Below are 17,140 nucleotides of genomic sequence, written 5' to 3' on the forward strand. Positions count from 1 at the left end.
CACTTGTCATGATTTCTCTGCCCGGATGTCTCATGCGCAGTCGCCTTTTCAGTGTTTTGTCCTGCTTGTTTCTTACCGCCACTGCCGCTCAATCCGTCCAGGCGGTGGACCTGTCCACCCAACGCCAGTATTACGATGAAGCCAAGCGCGCCTTGGCCAAGGGTGATACCGGCCCGTATTTCCGTTACAGCCAGGCGCTGGCCGATTATCCGCTGGAGCCGTATCTGGCCTACGACGAACTGACCGCCCGCCTGAAGACGGCGAGCAACGCGGAAATCGAGAAATTCCTCGCCGAACACGGTGACCTGCCGCAAGCCAACTGGATGAAACTGCGCTGGTTGCGCTGGCTCGCCGACCGTGGCGACTGGGCGACCTTCGTCAAGTATTACGATCCGAAGCTGAATTTCACCGAACTGGACTGCCTCAACGCGCAGTACCAGATCAGCCACGACAAGAAAGCCGAAGGATATGCCAGTGCGGAAAAACTCTGGCTGACCGGCAAATCGCAACCGGCCGCCTGTGACGCGCTGTTCGGCATCTGGGCTGCCGACGGCCAGCTTACCGAGCAGAAACGTTGGGAGCGCACCAAACTTGCCGCGCAGGCCCGCAACTATCCACTGGCCAACAGCCTGATCAACGGCCTGACCACCCTCGCCCCGCGCGGTCGCTTGCTGGTCGACGTGGCGCAGAAACCCGAACTGCTCAACCAGCCGTCGCGCTTCACCCCGGCCGACGAGCCGATGTCAGACGTCGTCAGCCTCGGCCTGCGCCGCCTCGCTCGGCAGGATCCGGACAAGGCCATGGCTTTGCTCGACGGTTACGCCAGCAGCATGCATTTCTCTCGTGATGAAAAAGTCGCGATTGCTCGCGAGATCGGCCTGACCCTTGCGCGCCGCTTCGACAGCCGCGCGCTGGATGTCATGACCAAATACGATCCGGAGCTGCGCGACAACACCGTCTCGGAATGGCGCCTGCGCCTGCTGCTGCGTCTGGCACGCTGGAACGATGCCTACGAATTGACCAAACGTCTGCCGCAAGACCTGGCCACCACCAACCGTTGGCGCTACTGGCAGGCGCGCAGCCTGGAACTGGCCGAGCCACAAAACCCGCAAGCGCTGACCCTGTACAAGAATCTGGCGCGGGAACGAGACTTCTACGGCTTCCTCGCCGCAGACCGTTCACAATCGCCTTACTCGCTGAACAACAAACCGCTGGTGCTCAGCCAGGCGCTGATCAACAAGGTCCGCAACACCCCCGGCGTACGTCGCGCGCTGGAGTTTCATGCACGTGGGCAGATCGTCGATGGGCGTCGCGAGTGGTATCACGTCAGCCGTCATTTCAACCGCGATGAAATGGTCGCCCAGGCCAAACTGGCCTACGACCTGAAATGGTACTTCCCGGCGATCCGCACCATCAGTCAGGCGCAGTACTGGGACGATCTGGACATCCGCTTCCCGATGGCGCACCGCGATACCCTCGTGCGTGAAGCCAAGGTGCGCGGCCTGCATTCGAGCTGGGTGTTCGCCATCACCCGGCAGGAAAGCGCCTTCATGGACGACGCGCGCTCCGGCGTCGGCGCCAGCGGCCTGATGCAATTGATGCCCGGCACGGCCAAGGAAACCGCGCGCAAGTTCAGCATTCCATTGGCCTCACCGCAGCAAGTGCTCGATCCGGATAAGAACATTCAGCTCGGCGCCGCTTACCTCAGCCAGGTGCACAGCCAGTTCAACGGCAACCGCGTGCTCGCCTCCGCCGCTTACAACGCCGGGCCAGGCCGCGTGCGTCAGTGGCTGCGCGGCGCTGATCACCTGAGTTTCGACGTCTGGGTGGAAAGCATCCCTTTCGACGAAACCCGTCAATACGTGCAGAACGTGTTGTCCTACTCGGTGATCTACGGGCAAAAGCTCAACTCGCCGCAACCGCTGGTGGATTGGCATGAGCGGTATTTTGATGATCAGTAACGGGTAACGCCGGTTACGTAAAAGCCACCGAAGACAGCGATCTTTTGATCTGGCTCAACAAAAATGCCCGCACTGCAATGCGGGCATTTTTTTAGCGCAGCAGATCTATCTTTTCGCCTGCACGACCTTGAGCTTGCCCTCCTCTGTGAGCAGGTATTTCTGAACGGGACTGTTCGGACTTTGAGGATCCGTCATTTCGACCAATCCCGCTGCCAGCGCCGGTTTAAGGTAGTTGGATCTAAATGTCGCCTTATGTGTAAGACCCAATTCGCCCATTAGCTCACTGGTTTTCAGCGCCCGGTTTTGCAACGTTAGCAAAAGCCTCTTTACTGGGTCGGTTACTGGGTCGGTTACTGGGTCGGTCAAAGACTCGCTTTCGACGGCTTCGCGCAGTGCAAGACTCAACGCGTGGAGCATGAATTCAACAAACGGCGTCGATTCTGCCATCCGGTCCGCCGTCGAGAGCGCAGCGTAATAGGCGTCCTGTTGATCCCGGATAACCGCCTCAACTGGCAAGTAGGCAAGCACCGGTCGCCACTGACTGAGAATCAGAGTTTGCCAGAGACGCCCCATCCTCCCATTTCCATCCGCGAAAGGATGAATAAACTCGAATTCGTAATGGAAGACACAACTGATGATCAACGGATGCCAATCAGATGAGCCAAGCCATGCCAAGAGGTCATCGACCAGATGCGCAATCCGGCTCGGGGGCGGCGCCATATGCACCAACTGATCGCCTCGATAGATGCCAACGCCCGTACGGCGTAATTGCCCACTATCCTTGATCAAACCGTGCATCAATAACTCATGGGCTCGCAACAGATCAGGCTTGCTGGCCGGATTCCAGGTCGGCATCGACTCATACGCCGCAAAAGCGTTGTGAACTTCCTGTATCTCCTTGGGCAACCCCAGGACTCGACGCCCGGCAATGACCGCAGTGACCTGTTCAACACTCAATGTATTGTTTTCGATAGCCAGCGAAGCCTGAATCGTACGGATTCGATTGCTTCGACGCAGCTGAGGCGTCTGCCGACTATCGTCCACAGCCAAGAGCTGACCTATCTGTTCGCTGATTTCGGCGATCAGCGTAATCATTCGTGCAGTCAAGGTCAGCGGCGGCTGATAACGACTCATATCCTCATCCTGAAATCATGCAGTTCGTAATGATGCCCGATGTTGGCGCCATGCATCAGTTCTGTTTAGTCGCCTCATAACCATCATTAAACTGCAACGCCGCCAGCCGCGCGTACAGCGGGTTGCTGGCGATCAATTGCTGATGTGTCCCCACCGCTACCAGCTTGCCTTGATCCATCACTGCAATGCGGTCAGCGTTCTTCACCGTGGCCAGCCGGTGCGCGATGACCAACGTGGTGCGGTTTTCCATCAGCGTTGGCAGGGCCTGCTGGATCAGATGCTCGCTTTGTGCGTCGAGGGCGCTGGTAGCTTCGTCCAACAGCAGGATCGGCGCGTCTACCAGCAAGGCGCGGGCGATGGCCAGACGTTGGCGCTGACCGCCGGACAACCCGAGGCCGCCGTCTCCCAGATGAGTTTGATAGCCGTCCGGCATTTGTTCGATGAAGTCGTGGGCGTGGGCAATTCGCGCAGCTTCCTTGACTTGTTCAAGCGTGGCCGTCGGGCAGCCGTAGCGGATGTTGTCCTCCACACTGCCGAAGAACAATGCAGGGGTTTGCGAGACCAGGGCGAAACAGCGGCGCAGATCCAGCGGGTCAAGGCTGGTCAGCGGCACGCCATCGAGGAAAATCTGCCCCTCGCGTGGATCGTAGAAGCGCAGCAACAAGTCGTAAACCGTAGACTTGCCGGCGCCGGACGGCCCCACCAATGCCAGGGTTTCGCCCGCCCTCACCGTCAGACTCAAGCCATCAACGGCGTAGCTTTGCGGACGCGACGGGTAGGAAAAACGCACGTCGCGCAGTTCAAGTTCTCCTTTGACTCGCGCTGGCAGAGTGACCAGTCCGGTCGACGGTGGCTGGATGATGTTTTCCGAGCGCAGCAATTCCGCGATGCGTTCAGCGGCACCCGCAGCGCGTTGCAGTTCGCCGATCACTTCGCTCAGCGTGCCGAACGCGCTGCCGACAATCAGGCTGTAGAAAACGAATGCCGCCAGCTCGCCGGCCGAGATACGCCCGGCCATTACGTCCATGCCGCCGACCCACAACATCACCGCCACCGCGCCAAGCACCAGCACGATCACCAAAGTGATCAACCACGCTCGCTGGAAAATCCGTTTGCGCGCAGTTTCGAACGCCTGCTCGACGGTCGAGGCGAAACGCTGCTCGTCCTGAACCTGGTGGTTGTAGGCTTGCACGGTTTTGATCTGGCCTAGGGTTTCCGACACATAGCTGCCAATGTCGGCGATACGGTCCTGGCTCTGGCGCGAAAGATTGCGCACGCGGCGGCCGAAAATCAGGATTGGCGCGATCACCAGCGGCAGTGCAATCACGACAATGCTGGTCAACTTCGGATTGGTGATGAACAGCAGCACTACACCACCGATGACCATCAGCAAATTGCGCAGGAACAGCGAGAGCGACGAGCCGATCACCGATTGCAGCAGCGTGGTGTCAGCGGTCAGGCGCGACTGGATTTCCGAGCTGCGGTTGTCCTCATAAAAGCCCGGATGCAAATACACCAGGTGATTGAACACCTGACGGCGAATGTCGGCGACCACGCGTTCGCCTATCCACGACACCAGATAGAAACGGGCAAAGGTGCCCAGCGCCAGCCCGAGCACCAGCAACATGAAAATGCCGATGGACTGATTGAGCAGATGCGGCGAACGGGTCATGAAACCCTGGTCTACCAACAACTTGATGCCCTGCCCCATCGACAGGGTAATGCCGGCGGTGACGATCAGCGCGAGCAAAGCGCCGAAGGCATGCCAGCGGTACGGCAGGAGAAAATGACTGGTCACGCGCAGGGCGCGCCGGTGTCGGGAAGAAAGCATGGAGATCATGGAGTTCACGTCTGCGCAAATGGATCGGGCCAGCCCACAGACTCAGATGGGGTGGAACTCTGTAAATCACAATGAGTCAGGTTAAATATGCCCGGGATGTCCGGATGCTAGAAACGATTGGTCTAAGGTTGCGGTTGAGACGAGCGGTCATTTCTGTTTGAGTAGAGATGCCGCCCGCCGACAGACCGCAGGGAGTTGTCACAGCCTGGTCACGTGGCGGTTTTAACTTAGGCACACAACCTGATGAGGAGACAGGCCATGTCCTTGCAACACAGCAGCGAAGACAAGATTGAAGTGATCCGCACCAAACCCGACCAGTCTCTGGGTTGCTCGATTATCGATGAGCAGGGCCGCGAAGTACCGATCACTGAAGACATGATCCAGGACGCTTGCCGCGAACTGGAGAAGCGATTGGTCAAGCCTGCCGAACAAGAGTGATGTAGCCACCGTCTTCCTGACCCGGCCCTGATTGGCCGGGTTTTTTATATCTGCAATTCGGGATTGGTGGTGTGGCTTTCGCGAGCAGGCTCGCTCCCACCTTTAACTTTGCTGCACTGTAGATCCCCTGTGGGAGCGAGCCTGCTCGCGAAAAGGCCAGCGCTGATTCAGACAGCCACCGCCCCCAGCGCCTCAACAATCTGCCGCAACCCCGGCGCATCACCTTGGATTCGCACCTTCAGCCCTTCGATCTCGCGTCGCACCGGATATTGCTTGCGCAACACGTCAAACGCCGCACGCTGCTCAGCGACATTTCCCACCAGACTGCGGCGGAAATCCGCATCATCGCGGCGCGGGTCGTACACGCCCCGGCACAACATCGCCAGCGCCCATGCCGGATCGCTGTCACCGTGCAGGGAAACTTCCGACAACCAGGTTGCTGGCAGCAGATCACTGAGCGCGATAGCCGCAGGTTGGCCAATGAAAGCGCAGTAGGCCTGATAGATCTGCGCGGTCCCGCGTTGCTTGCCGTCGAGGCTGTAACCGGCAATATGGGGCGTGGCCAATACGCAGAGCTCGGCCAGCGCAGGGTCGACTTCCGGCTCCTTCTCCCAGACGTCGAGCACCGCTTGCAGGTCCTCGCGCTCCAGCAGCACCTCACGCAGCGCAACGTTATCCACCACAGGGCCGCGCGCCGCGTTGATCAACCATGCACCCTGCTTGAGTTGCTGCAAACGCTGTTGATCGAACAGGTGCCAGGTTGCAGAGTTGCCGCTGCGGGTCAAAGGCGTATGCAGACTGATCACGTCGCACTGTTCGATGATCTGCTCAAGGCTGACATAATCGCCGCCCTCGGCAGCCTGACGTGGCGGGTCGCAAACCTTGACGTTCCAACCCAGGCCCTTCAGGACCTTGATCAAGCGCCCCCCCACTTCACCGGCGCCGACAACGCCGTAAGTACGCTGAGTCAGATCCGCGCCTTCGATTTCGGCCAGCGTCATCAGACTGCCCAGTACGTAATCGACCACGCCACGGGCATTGCAACCCGGCGCGCTCGACCAGCAGATCCCGGCCTCGTTGAAGTAATCGAGATCCAGATGATCGGTGCCGATGGTGCAGGTGCCGACAAAGCGCACCTTGCTGCCATCAAGCAGCGCGCGATTGACGTTGGTCACCGAACGCACCAGCAACACATCGGCGTGCTCGACCGTCGCGCGGTCAATGGAGCGGCCCGGCACTCGGCGGATGTCGCCGAAACCGGCAAAAAAAGCATCGAGCAGCGGAATATTTTCGTCGGCAACAATCAGCATGGCGGGCTCCTTGGGCGGATCGGCAGTTTAGGTGCTGACGCGTCGATCAGCCAGCAGGGTTTACGCTTACAAATGCGCAACAGAGGATTTTTCCTGACCGAGGTGTCAGCGGCGTAGAATGCGCCGCTCTGCGCATCAATACTTTCTGGACGCTTTGCCTGTGAACCCTGTAACTGACCAACCTGTCGCCGTCTCCCTGACCCGCCCTGCGCGGATTCGCCTGGAGTTGAAAAACCTGCTCGCCCTGGCGCTGCCGATCATCATCGCGCAACTGGCGACTACGGCCATGGGCTTCGTCGATGCGGTGATGGCCGGGCGCGTCGGGCCCAAGGATCTGGCGGCGGTGGCGCTGGGCAACTCGATCTGGGTCCCGGTGTTTCTATTGATGACCGGCACCCTGCTGGCCACCACGCCAAAGGTCGCGCAGCGTTTCGGCGCAGGCAAGCACAGCGAGATCGGCCCGATCGTGCGTCAGGCGTTGTGGCTGGCATTGGTAGTCGGATTGATCGCCACCTCGATGCTGATCGCCGCCGAGCCGGTGCTGCATCTGATGAAAGTCGATCCCGAGTTGATCGGCCCGTGCATGCAATATCTGCACGGCATCGCCAGCGGCTTGCCGGCGGTGGCCTTCTATCACGTGCTGCGCTGCACCAGCGACGGCATCGGCCGCACCCGCCCGGCCATGGTGCTGGGCCTCTGTGGTCTGGCGCTGAACATCCCGCTGAACTACATCTTCATTTATGGCCACTTCGGCGTGCCGGCCATGGGCGGCGTCGGCTGCGGCTGGGCCACGGCAATCGTGATGTGGGTGATGGCGCTGGGCCTGGCCGGGTATGAACGCTGGGCACCAGCCTATCGCTCAAGCGAACTGTTCAGCCGTTTCGACTGGCCGCAGTGGGCGGTGATCAAACGTCTGCTGTCGATTGGTTTGCCGATCGGCATCGCGGTGTTTGCCGAGTCGAGCATTTTTGCCGTGATCGCCCTGCTGATCGGCAGCCTCGGCGCGACGGTGGTGGCCGGGCATCAGATCGCGCTGAACGTCAGCTCGCTGGTATTCATGATCCCGTATTCGCTGGGCATGGCGGTCACCGTGCGTGTCGGCCAGGCGCTGGGCCGCGAGGAACCGCGAGAGGCACGTTTTGCCGCTGGAGTCGGCATGGGCACGGCGCTGGCCTACGCCTGCCTGTCGGCGAGTCTGATGCTGGCGCTGCGCGAGCCGATTGCGGCGATCTATACCGCTGATCCAACGGTGATTCACATTGCGGCGATGCTGATTGTCTATTCGGCGCTATTCCAGTTTTCCGATGCAATCCAAGTGACCGCAGCAGGCGCACTGCGTGGCTATCAGGATACTCGGGTGACGATGATCCTGACCCTGTTCGCCTACTGGGGGATTGGTTTGCCGGTCGGTTATGCGCTGGGCCTGACCGATTGGCTCGGCGAGCCACGCGGTCCGAGCGGTTTGTGGCAGGGTTTGATCGTCGGTTTGAGCTGCGCGGCGCTGATGCTGTCGATCCGGCTGACACGCAGCGCGCGCAAGCGGATTCGGATCAGTCGTTCGGCGGGTTGAACACCCATAAAAAAAGACCTGCTTCTGCAGGTCTTTTTTGGCCCTGATTCAGGACTTCTTGCGAATCCAGTACAGATAGGTGCCGGCCTCTTCGTGCTGGCTGACCAGCTCATGGTCAAGAAACACGCAGAACTTGGGGATATCGCGCTTGGTCGAGGGATCGGTGGCGATCACCTTGAGCAGGCCGCCGGGCACCAGATCGCGGATGTGCTGATGCAACATCATTACCGGTTCCGGGCAATTCAGACCGGTGGCGTCGAGGGTGCCTTCGACTGGGGTGTTGATCATTTCGCTCATGGTTTACTCCAAAAACTGGCCGGCATTGTCGCGCATTGCTTGGGATATCGTCCAACCCATGTGGGAGCGAGCCTGCTCGCGAAGGCAATCCGTCAGCCCCACCGCTTTCGCGAGGAGCCTCGCTCCCGCAGGTTCAGTGTTGTGTCAGCGCGATTTGGGTTTTCTGGTGTCGTGCCGGCGCAGATGGCAAGTCACTTCCTCGCGGTCGTGATACAACTGCTTGCAGCCGATATCAACCTTGATCCCACGTGCCATGAAACCGTCGGCAATGCGCTCGAGCAGACGTTTCACTTCGGCATAACGCTGCTTCATCGGCAGCTTCAGGTTGACCACTGCTTCGCGGCAATGTCCTTCGCCGATCCACTCTTCCAGCATCGCCGCGTTGCGCGCAGGTTTCTCGACAATGTCACAAACCATCCAGTCCACCGGCTGCTTGGGCTTGAAGGTGAAACCATCCGCCATCAGATGCTGGACCAATCCGGTTTCCATCAGGCTTTCGGCCATCGGGCCGTTGTCGATGGCGGTGACCAGCATGCCACGGTTGACCAGTTGCCAGGTCCAGCCGCCCGGCGCGGCGCCAAGGTCGACGCCGGTCATGTCGCTGTGCAGGCGGTCTTCCCACTGATCACGTGGAATGAAGTGGTGCCACGCCTCTTCCAGCTTCAAGGTCGAACGGCTCGGCGCCTCGCGGGGAAACTTCAGGCGCGGAATGCCCATCGGCCACATCGCCGAATTGCCGGCATCGGCCATGCCGAGAAACACTTCGCGACCACTTTTGAAGGTCAGCAACAAACGCGGCTTGCTGGCGTCTTCCACCAGTTTGCCAGCGGCGGTCAGCGCCTTGCGCAGCGGGCCTTCGAACTTTTTGCAGAAATTCGACAGTTCCTTGCCGTCATTGGTATCGACCACTTCCAGCCACAGACTGCCAAACACCGGGAAATCGGCCATGTGCGCGAGGATTACGCTGATGCGATCGTTTTCCGGCAGATCGATGAAAAAGCCGCGCGCCCACTGCCGAGGGAAGATCAATTCGGCGAAACGCTGACCGCGCATCAGGCGTTCGGCGCCGTCGGCTTCGGTGCAGACAAACTCGGCGCAGGCCGTGGCGGTTTTGGCTTTGGCGTAACCGGCGACATTGAGACGGGCGGCGAGATCGGAAATCTCCGAACAGACTTCGCCTTCGAAGCCGGGCCGGCAATGCATGAATAGGGTGTTCATTCTTACTCCTGGGCAGCGGTCGATCATTCGGCCGCTGCGCGATGCTCAAGCCTTGCGTTGCCGCAATGCCTGTCACGAAAACCGGCGCATGATAGCTGAAGTCGGAACCATGGTTGCGCCGATAGAGTCCAGTTATTAGCCAGCTACTCAAAACAGGGCTAGGTTTAATGCTCTGCCCGTCCCCTCAGTCCGTAGCCGTGCGGACTCAAAGGAGTGATCGTAATGCCGTCCCTCGATAGTCTGAAGTCACTGAAAACCCTACAAATCGACGCCACGACCTACCACTATTTCAGCCTGCCGGAAGCCGCCAAAAGCCTGGGTGACCTCGACAGGCTGCCGATGTCATTGAAGGTCCTGCTGGAAAATCTGCTGCGCTGGGAAGACGAAAAAACCGTCACCGGCGCTGACCTCAAAGCCATCGCCGCCTGGCTCAAGGAGCGCCGCTCCGATCGCGAAATCCAGTACCGCCCTGCCCGTGTATTGATGCAGGACTTTACCGGCGTCCCCGCCGTGGTCGATCTCGCCGCCATGCGTGCGGCAATGGCCAAGGCCGGCGGCGATCCGCAGCGGATCAATCCGTTGTCGCCGGTGGACCTGGTGATCGACCACTCGGTGATGGTCGACAAGTTTGCCAGCGCCAGTGCGTTTGAACAGAACGTCGACATCGAAATGCAACGCAACGGCGAGCGCTATGCCTTCCTGCGCTGGGGCCAGAGTGCGTTCGATAACTTCAGCGTGGTCCCGCCGGGCACCGGCATCTGCCACCAGGTCAACCTCGAATACCTCGGCCGCACCGTATGGACCAAAGACGAGGATGGCCGCACCTACGCCTTCCCCGACACCCTGGTCGGCACCGACTCCCACACCACCATGATCAACGGCCTCGGCGTACTCGGCTGGGGCGTGGGCGGGATCGAAGCGGAAGCGGCGATGCTCGGGCAACCGGTGTCGATGCTGATTCCGGAAGTGATCGGCTTCAAGCTCACCGGCAAGCTCAAGGAAGGTATCACCGCAACCGACCTGGTGTTGACCGTGACGCAGATGCTGCGCAAGAAAGGCGTGGTCGGCAAATTCGTCGAATTCTATGGCGACGGTCTCGCCGACCTGCCATTGGCCGACCGCGCGACCATCGCCAACATGGCCCCGGAATACGGTGCGACATGCGGCTTCTTCCCGGTCGACGATGTCACCCTGGAATACCTGCGCTTGTCCGGCCGGCCGCCGGAAGTGGTGAAGCTGGTCGAGGCCTACACCAAGGCTCAAGGCCTGTGGCGTCTGCCGGGCCAGGAGCCGGTGTTCACCGACAGCCTGGCCCTGGACATGGGCAGCGTCGAAGCCAGCTTGGCCGGGCCGAAACGACCGCAGGATCGCGTCTCCCTGCCGAACGTCGCGCAGGCCTTCAGTGATTTCATCGACCTGCAATTCAAACCCACCAGCAAAGAAGAAGGACGCCTGGAAAGCGAGGGCGGTGGCGGCGTGGCGGTGGGCAACGCCGATCTGGTCGGTGAAGCGGACTACGAATACGAGGGCAAGACCTATCGCCTGAAAAACGGTGCCGTGGTCATCGCCGCGATCACTTCCTGCACCAACACTTCCAACCCGAGCGTGATGATGGCTGCTGGACTGCTTGCGAAAAAAGCCGTCGAAAAAGGTCTGACACGCAAGCCATGGGTCAAAAGCTCACTGGCCCCCGGCTCGAAAGTGGTCACCGACTACTACAAGGCTGCCGGATTGACTCAGTACCTTGATCAGCTCGGGTTTTCGCTGGTCGGCTACGGTTGCACCACCTGCATCGGCAACTCCGGGCCACTGCCGGAGCCGATCGAGAAAGCCATTCAGAAAGCCGATCTGACCGTCGCGTCGGTCTTGTCCGGCAACCGCAACTTCGAAGGTCGCGTGCATCCACTGGTGAAAACCAACTGGCTGGCCTCGCCTCCGCTGGTCGTCGCCTACGCACTGGCTGGCAGCGTGCGCACCGATATCAGCAGCGAACCGCTGGGTGAGGATCAGCAGGGCAATCCGGTATACCTGCGCGATATCTGGCCGAGCAGCCGGGAAATCGCTGAAGCGGTGAATCAGGTCAATACGGCGATGTTCCACAAGGAATACGCCGAAGTGTTTGCCGGCGACGAACAATGGCAGGCCATCGAGGTGCCGCAAGCGGCGACTTACGTGTGGCAGGACGATTCGACCTACATTCAGCATCCACCTTTCTTCGACGACATTTCCGGCCCGCTGCCGGAAGTCAAAGACGTCAAAGGTGCGCGGGTTTTGGCCTTGCTCGGCGATTCAGTGACCACCGACCACATCTCCCCCGCCGGCAACATCAAGATCGACAGCCCGGCCGGGCGATACCTGCAGGAAAAAGGCGTCGAGCCGCGCGACTTCAACTCCTACGGTTCCCGTCGCGGCAATCATGAAGTGATGATGCGCGGCACGTTTGCCAACATCCGTATTCGCAACGAGATGCTGGGTGGCGAGGAAGGCGGGAACACCATTTACATTCCCACCGGGGAAAAAATGGCCATCTATGACGCGGCGATGAAATATCAGGCTTCGGGTACGCCGCTGGTGGTGATTGCCGGTCAGGAGTACGGCACCGGGTCGAGCCGTGACTGGGCGGCGAAAGGCACCAATCTGCTGGGCGTCAAAGCCGTGATTGCGGAGAGTTTCGAACGTATTCACCGCTCGAATCTGGTCGGCATGGGTGTGCTGCCGTTGCAGTTCAAGCTTGATCAGAACCGCAAGAGCCTCAATCTGACCGGCAAAGAGACGTTCGAGATTCTGGGATTGACCGGCGTCGAGCTGAGGCCGCGGATGAACCTGCCGCTGGTTATCACTCGCGAGGATGGGCGTCAGGAGAGAATCGAAGTCTTGTGCCGGATTGATACGCTGAATGAGGTCGAGTACTTCAAATCCGGCGGGATTCTGCATTATGTGTTGCGGCAGTTGATTGCTTCGTGACGGGGTGACATTCGCCCAGGCTGTGATCTTTTTGACTTGGCTTTCAAAAGCAGGATCAAAAGATCGCAGCCTCCGGCGGCTCCTGCATTCAGGCGAAAAAAAACCCGCCGAAGCGGGTTTTTCCCAAGACCATTATCGACTCCCTGTCGGCAGCGATCCTTGCGATGGTCGATCGTCCATGATCCTGAAACACTCCCTGTGTCTCAGTTGATGTGTGTAGATTACCCAGTGGATCCAATCAGCAATAGTCGTAAAAGCTACCAACGCGTGTAAGACATTCGCCATACAAACACTTCCGAAAACCCTTAGACCTGTCAGGCACCGCCGCTTTCACGAGCCCTGGCGCTTTCGGCGAGAAACTGTTCAAGCCTGCTCAACTGCTCCTCCCAGCCGCGACTGTCCATGTAATACGCCTCTTTCTGACGGATATCAGGAATGTGCGCGAAGCCGGATTCCGAGACCTTGAGTAGAGTGCCGTCTTCAAAGTCCTGCAATTCGAACTTGACCAATGTGGTTGGCTCTTGTGAGTAGTCGATCTTCGGGTTGACCGCATACGGGTGCCAGCGGAAAGAAAACAGCTGCTGCGGCTCGACCCGCTCGATCAGCACATTCCACAATACGTGTTCATAACCGGGGTAAGTGACCTGACCCTGCGTCCACTCGCCGGCAATGAAACGCCGGCCCTCGAGCGCCACGCCAAACCACTGGCCAAACGCCTCTGCATCGACCAATGCACGCCAGACATGGGAACGCGACGCCTTGAGCGTGATCTTGCGTTCGAAACTGTTAGGTACTGGTTTCATACGTCACCTCCTGTTCTGAACACTAGGCTTGTATGACCACATGTCCAATGCGAAGTTGTATCGAAGCGCTGCAGACACCGATTCGAGCGGACACATTCTGCGGTAGTTTGCGCTCTGTGATCGGCGCCGCATGACCTGTTATCTTTCCAGCGAATCCGCAGAAACAAGGACGAATCATGCAGCCCTCTCTTGCCGATCGGTATCGCGGCGCCCTCCTCGGCCTGGCTTGCGGCGATGCGGTCGGCACAACAGTTGAGTTCCAACCGCGAGGATCATTCCAGCCGCTGAGCGATATGGTTGGCGGCGGGCCGTTCCAACTTAAGCCAGGGCAATGGACCGATGACACTTCAATGGCACTGTGCCTGGCCGAGAGCCTGCTGCGCAAAAACGGCTTCGACGCGGCTGATCAGATGGGCCGCTATCTCAATTGGTGGAAATGGGGATACCTGAGCTCCACCGGTGAATGTTTCGACATCGGCATGACCGTCAGCCAGGCGCTGGAACAGTATCAGCGAACCGGGGAGCCTTTCGCAGGGTCGACTGATCCGTTGACAGCTGGTAACGGGTCGCTGATGCGGTTGGCACCAGTCGTGCTGTTTTATTTTCCGGACGCTCGACAGATCCAGATCCACGCTGCCGACAGTTCGCGCACAACCCATGCGGCGCCGGAGGCAATCGAGTGCTGCCAATTGCTGGCTGATCTGATTGCACGAGCGCTTGAGGGTGCGGAGAAAACACAGCTTCGCCGGGCGCCACTGCTCAAGCTTTCCCAGCCCAAGGTGGTTGCGATTGCTCAGGGTGAGTACCTTCACAAAGCGGAAACTGAAATAAAAGGCAGTGGCTATAGCATCCAATCGCTGGAAGCCGCTTTGTGGTGCTTTCACCATACGCAGACATTCGCCGAAGCGGTGTTGAAAGCAGCCAATCTCGGTGATGATGCGGATACAACGGCTGCTATCGTGGGTCAGTTGGCAGGTGCTTACTACAGCGCTCGGGCGATCCCCGAACACTGGCTGGAGCAGTTGCATGAAGGCGAGGAAATCACCGCCACTGCGGATCGCTTGCTTGAGGCGTCCCGGCTACGTACATAACAATCGATACACCCTTTCCACTCGAGATAGCGAGAACCTTATGTCAGTGCGTCTGCTTCTGGCCTCTGTGCCTTTTTTGTTTGCCCCTTTCGCCCATGCCGCCGTTGATTGCGCCAACGCCAGCGATCAGGCGACGATGAATCAATGCGCGGGGCAAGCCTTCAAAGCAGCGGACAAGGAATTGAATACGCTCTATCAGCAGATCACCGGACGCCTGAAGGATAACCCGGACGGAAAGAAGCTGCTGGTCAACGCGCAGCGGGCGTGGGTCAGCTTCCGGGATGCCGAGTGCAAGTTTTCGGCTTCTGGGGTAGACGGCGGGAGTGTCTATCCATTGATTTACAGCGACTGCCTGACGGGAATGACCAAGACGCGCGTCGAGTCGCTCAAGCAATATTTGAAATGTGAGGAAGGTGATATGAGTTGCCCGGTACCCGGTGCATAATCACAGGCTCCGCTTATGGGGAGCCTGTGCTGTGAACCGTTACGCCTCAGACGTGAGGATCGCCCGGCGCTTTGCTCGGCGCTGCGTATTGCGGCTTGAGGTGACCTTCCTTATCGAGTAACCAGGCGTCCATGATCTGCCGCACAACGGGACCGGCAACACGACCACCCGCCTCGCCGTTCTCGATCATTACCGAGATGGCGATCTTCGGATGTTCGGCCGGTGCGAATCCTACAAACAGGGCGTTGTCACGGTGGCGCTCGAGGGTTTTCTCACGGTTGTAGCGCTCACCCTGCTTGATCGCAACCACTTGCGCCGTACCACTCTTGCCAGCGATGCGGTATTGCGCCCCCGCAGCCGCCGCTCGGGCGATGCCTCGAGCATCGTGCATGACCATCTGCATTCCGTGATTGACCTGCTCCCAATCGCGCGGATCTTTAAGCAGAATGTTCGGCATCGGGTGCTCGTCAACCGGCGCAACGCCGTCGACCGACTTGGCCAGATGCGGTCGATTCCATATCCCTTTGTTGGCAATCAGTGCAGTGGCTTGGGCCAATTGCAGCGGTGTGACCTGCATGTAGCCCTGGCCGATGCCGAGAATAACTGTCTCGCCGGGATACCACGCCTGTCGCCGTGTAGCGCGTTTCCACGCTTGCGACGGCATCAGACCTGGCGATTCTTCAAACATGTCCAGCGAGACTTTTTCTCCAAGGCCGAACATCGCCATGTAGTCGTGCAGACGATCAATGCCAAGCTTGTGCGCCAGATCATAGAAGTAGGTGTCGTTCGAGCGCATGATCGCCGCGTCCATGTCCACCCAACCATCACCGCTGTGGTTCCAGTTGCGATACTTGTGATCGAAATCCGGCAATTGGTAGTAGCCGGGATCGTATACGCGGGTCTGTGGGGTCACGACGCCCGCGTCCAGACCAGCAATGGCGACTTCCGGCTTGATCGTCGAGCCTGGAGCGTACAGGCCGCGCAGTACGCGGTTAAACAGCGGACGGTCGATGGAATCGCGCAACGCTGAATATTCCTTCGAACTGATCCCGGTGACGAACAGATTCGGATCGAAACTCGGATTGCTGACCATCGCCAGCACTTCTCCAGTGGACGGATCGAGCGCTACCACCGAGCCACGACGGTCGCCCAAAGCGGCTTCAGCTGCTTCCTGCAGCTTTACATCGAGGCTCAGGACGATGTTTTTGCCTGGCACCGGATCGGTGTGCTTGAGTACCCGTAGCACACGGCCTTGAGCATTGGTTTCGACTTCTTCGTAACCGACATGGCCATGCAACTGCGCTTCATAGAAGCGCTCGATACCGGTTTTACCAATGGATTGAGTGCCTCGGTATTCAACGGAATCGAGGGTTTTCGATTCTTTTTCATTGATCCGACCGACATAACCGATCGAATGGGCGAAATGTGCGCCGAGGGGATAGTGCCGGACAAACTGCGGTTCGACATCAAGTCCCGGTAAGCGAAACTCGTTAACCGCCAGGACGGCAATCTGCTCTTCCGTCAGCTCATAAAACAGGGTGACCGGTGTGAACGGATGCCGGGATTGCTTCATCGCCTTGTCGAATACCGTGCGGTCTTCAGCAGGCAAGTGCAGCAAGTTGATGACTTCGTCCAATTCTTGATTGACGTCGGTGGCACGCTCACGGGTGATGGTCAGGTTGTAGCTGGGGCGATTGTCGGCGAGCAACACACCGTTGCGGTCGTAGATCAATCCACGCGTTGGCGGTATCGGGAGGACATGGACGCGATTGTTTTCGGAGATGGTCGAGTGATAGTCGAATTCCACGACCTGGAGGATGTACAGGCGCACCACCAGAGCGCAGCTGATGGCGAAGACAAACAGAGCGCAGGCGATCAATCGTTTGTTGACCAGCCGCGTCTCTTTTTCATGATCCTTGATCGGGATTGGTTCAGGCATTTCTACAGCAACTCTTTGACATAAATGAGTGCCGATCCGTGGGCAGGACATCAGTCCGTTAAAAAACGAGCTGCACCATACCAAAACTCGCCATCCACTTCAGGATGAATTTCCCCGATGGCAGGCCGAA

13 protein-coding genes are annotated in these 17,140 nt (G+C 59.0%); 6 read left to right on the plus strand and 7 right to left on the minus strand.

All coding sequences use genetic code 11. From position 1 onward, the window contains the following. Window positions 1-32 precede the first annotated feature (32 nt). Complete coding sequence (locus tag OK411_RS19380; protein ID WP_016775500.1) at window positions 33-1,961, plus strand: transglycosylase SLT domain-containing protein; 1,929 nt, start codon at window positions 33-35, stop codon at window positions 1,959-1,961. Between the two features lie 105 nt (window positions 1,962-2,066). Here OK411_RS19380 and OK411_RS19385 read toward each other — a convergent pair whose 3' ends face one another. Further along, entirely contained in the window at window positions 2,067-3,095 is a 1,029-nt protein-coding gene (locus OK411_RS19385; RefSeq protein ID WP_136493884.1) for a Fic family protein, read from the minus strand. 55 nt (window positions 3,096-3,150) lie between these two features. Beyond that, a complete protein-coding gene (locus OK411_RS19390; RefSeq protein ID WP_264365550.1) occupies window positions 3,151-4,935 on the minus strand; it encodes an ABC transporter transmembrane domain-containing protein in 1,785 nt (594 codons plus the stop codon). A gap of 258 nt (window positions 4,936-5,193) precedes the next feature. Between OK411_RS19390 and OK411_RS19395 the strand changes: the two genes are divergently transcribed. Beyond that, on the plus strand, window positions 5,194-5,373 hold the full coding sequence (locus OK411_RS19395) for a PA1571 family protein (protein WP_024013646.1): 180 nt from the start codon (window positions 5,194-5,196) through the stop codon (window positions 5,371-5,373). Window positions 5,374-5,540: 167 nt separating this feature from the next. Here OK411_RS19395 and pdxB read toward each other — a convergent pair whose 3' ends face one another. Continuing rightward, window positions 5,541-6,683, minus strand: coding sequence for a 4-phosphoerythronate dehydrogenase PdxB (pdxB, locus tag OK411_RS19400; protein ID WP_136493886.1), 1,143 nt, complete (start codon window positions 6,681-6,683; stop codon window positions 5,541-5,543). Window positions 6,684-6,843: 160 nt separating this feature from the next. Here pdxB and OK411_RS19405 point away from each other — a divergent pair, with 160 nt between their 5' ends. Continuing rightward, the gene (locus tag OK411_RS19405) at window positions 6,844-8,253 is read left to right on the plus strand and encodes an MATE family efflux transporter (protein ID WP_136493887.1); all 1,410 of its coding nucleotides are present in this window, start codon (window positions 6,844-6,846) and stop codon (window positions 8,251-8,253) included. A gap of 48 nt (window positions 8,254-8,301) precedes the next feature. On the opposite strand, the gene tusA is transcribed toward OK411_RS19405, so the two are convergent. Both tusA and rlmM read right to left on the minus strand, forming a co-directional pair. Then, the gene (gene tusA, locus OK411_RS19410) at window positions 8,302-8,550 is read right to left on the minus strand and encodes a sulfurtransferase TusA (RefSeq protein WP_136493888.1); all 249 of its coding nucleotides are present in this window, start codon (window positions 8,548-8,550) and stop codon (window positions 8,302-8,304) included. A 144-nt stretch (window positions 8,551-8,694) separates the two neighbouring features. Then, a complete protein-coding gene (gene rlmM, locus OK411_RS19415; RefSeq protein WP_264365551.1) occupies window positions 8,695-9,768 on the minus strand; it encodes a 23S rRNA (cytidine(2498)-2'-O)-methyltransferase RlmM in 1,074 nt (357 codons plus the stop codon). 222 nt (window positions 9,769-9,990) lie between these two features. Here rlmM and acnA point away from each other — a divergent pair, with 222 nt between their 5' ends. Next, window positions 9,991-12,732: an aconitate hydratase AcnA gene (gene acnA / locus OK411_RS19420; protein WP_264365552.1), complete on the plus strand. Its 2,742-nt coding sequence runs from the start codon at window positions 9,991-9,993 to the stop codon at window positions 12,730-12,732. Between the two features lie 314 nt (window positions 12,733-13,046). Here the strand turns inward: acnA and OK411_RS19425 are convergent, their stop codons facing one another. Beyond that, window positions 13,047-13,535 carry an SRPBCC family protein gene (locus OK411_RS19425; RefSeq protein ID WP_016775506.1) on the minus strand — a complete coding sequence of 163 codons (489 nt, stop codon included), beginning with the start codon at window positions 13,533-13,535 and terminating at the stop codon, window positions 13,047-13,049. A 176-nt stretch (window positions 13,536-13,711) separates the two neighbouring features. Between OK411_RS19425 and OK411_RS19430 the strand changes: the two genes are divergently transcribed. Both OK411_RS19430 and OK411_RS19435 read left to right on the plus strand, forming a co-directional pair. Further along, window positions 13,712-14,626, plus strand: coding sequence for an ADP-ribosylglycohydrolase family protein (locus tag OK411_RS19430; RefSeq protein ID WP_136493891.1), 915 nt, complete (start codon window positions 13,712-13,714; stop codon window positions 14,624-14,626). A 40-nt stretch (window positions 14,627-14,666) separates the two neighbouring features. Next, on the plus strand, window positions 14,667-15,071 hold the full coding sequence (locus OK411_RS19435) for a lysozyme inhibitor LprI family protein (protein WP_110646747.1): 405 nt from the start codon (window positions 14,667-14,669) through the stop codon (window positions 15,069-15,071). A gap of 46 nt (window positions 15,072-15,117) precedes the next feature. Here OK411_RS19435 and mrdA read toward each other — a convergent pair whose 3' ends face one another. After that, window positions 15,118-17,010, minus strand: a complete 1,893-nt coding sequence (gene mrdA, locus OK411_RS19440; RefSeq protein ID WP_123441975.1) for a penicillin-binding protein 2 — start codon at window positions 17,008-17,010, stop codon at window positions 15,118-15,120. Window positions 17,011-17,140 lie beyond the last annotated feature (130 nt).

Origin of the sequence: Pseudomonas sp. RG1 (assembly GCF_025910115.1) — a bacterium.
GTDB lineage: Bacteria > Pseudomonadota > Gammaproteobacteria > Pseudomonadales > Pseudomonadaceae > Aquipseudomonas > Aquipseudomonas atacamensis.

What these genes read in the sequence shown, in the direction of transcription:
- OK411_RS19435 (WP_110646747.1), top strand. Translation starts at nt 14,667, where the DNA reads ATGTCAGTGCGTCTGCTTCTGGCCTCTGTGCCTTTTTTGTTTGCCCCT.
- OK411_RS19395 (WP_024013646.1), top strand. Translation starts at nt 5,194, where the DNA reads ATGTCCTTGCAACACAGCAGCGAAGACAAGATTGAAGTGATCCGCACC.
- OK411_RS19380 (WP_016775500.1), top strand. Translation starts at nt 33, where the DNA reads ATGCGCAGTCGCCTTTTCAGTGTTTTGTCCTGCTTGTTTCTTACCGCC.
- OK411_RS19385 (WP_136493884.1), bottom strand. Translation starts at nt 3,095, where the DNA reads ATGAGTCGTTATCAGCCGCCGCTGACCTTGACTGCACGAATGATTACG.
- pdxB (WP_136493886.1), bottom strand. Translation starts at nt 6,683, where the DNA reads ATGCTGATTGTTGCCGACGAAAATATTCCGCTGCTCGATGCTTTTTTT.
- OK411_RS19390 (WP_264365550.1), bottom strand. Translation starts at nt 4,935, where the DNA reads ATGATCTCCATGCTTTCTTCCCGACACCGGCGCGCCCTGCGCGTGACC.
- acnA (WP_264365552.1), top strand. Translation starts at nt 9,991, where the DNA reads ATGCCGTCCCTCGATAGTCTGAAGTCACTGAAAACCCTACAAATCGAC.
- mrdA (WP_123441975.1), bottom strand. Translation starts at nt 17,010, where the DNA reads ATGCCTGAACCAATCCCGATCAAGGATCATGAAAAAGAGACGCGGCTG.
- rlmM (WP_264365551.1), bottom strand. Translation starts at nt 9,768, where the DNA reads ATGAACACCCTATTCATGCATTGCCGGCCCGGCTTCGAAGGCGAAGTC.
- OK411_RS19425 (WP_016775506.1), bottom strand. Translation starts at nt 13,535, where the DNA reads ATGAAACCAGTACCTAACAGTTTCGAACGCAAGATCACGCTCAAGGCG.
- tusA (WP_136493888.1), bottom strand. Translation starts at nt 8,550, where the DNA reads ATGAGCGAAATGATCAACACCCCAGTCGAAGGCACCCTCGACGCCACC.
- OK411_RS19430 (WP_136493891.1), top strand. Translation starts at nt 13,712, where the DNA reads ATGCAGCCCTCTCTTGCCGATCGGTATCGCGGCGCCCTCCTCGGCCTG.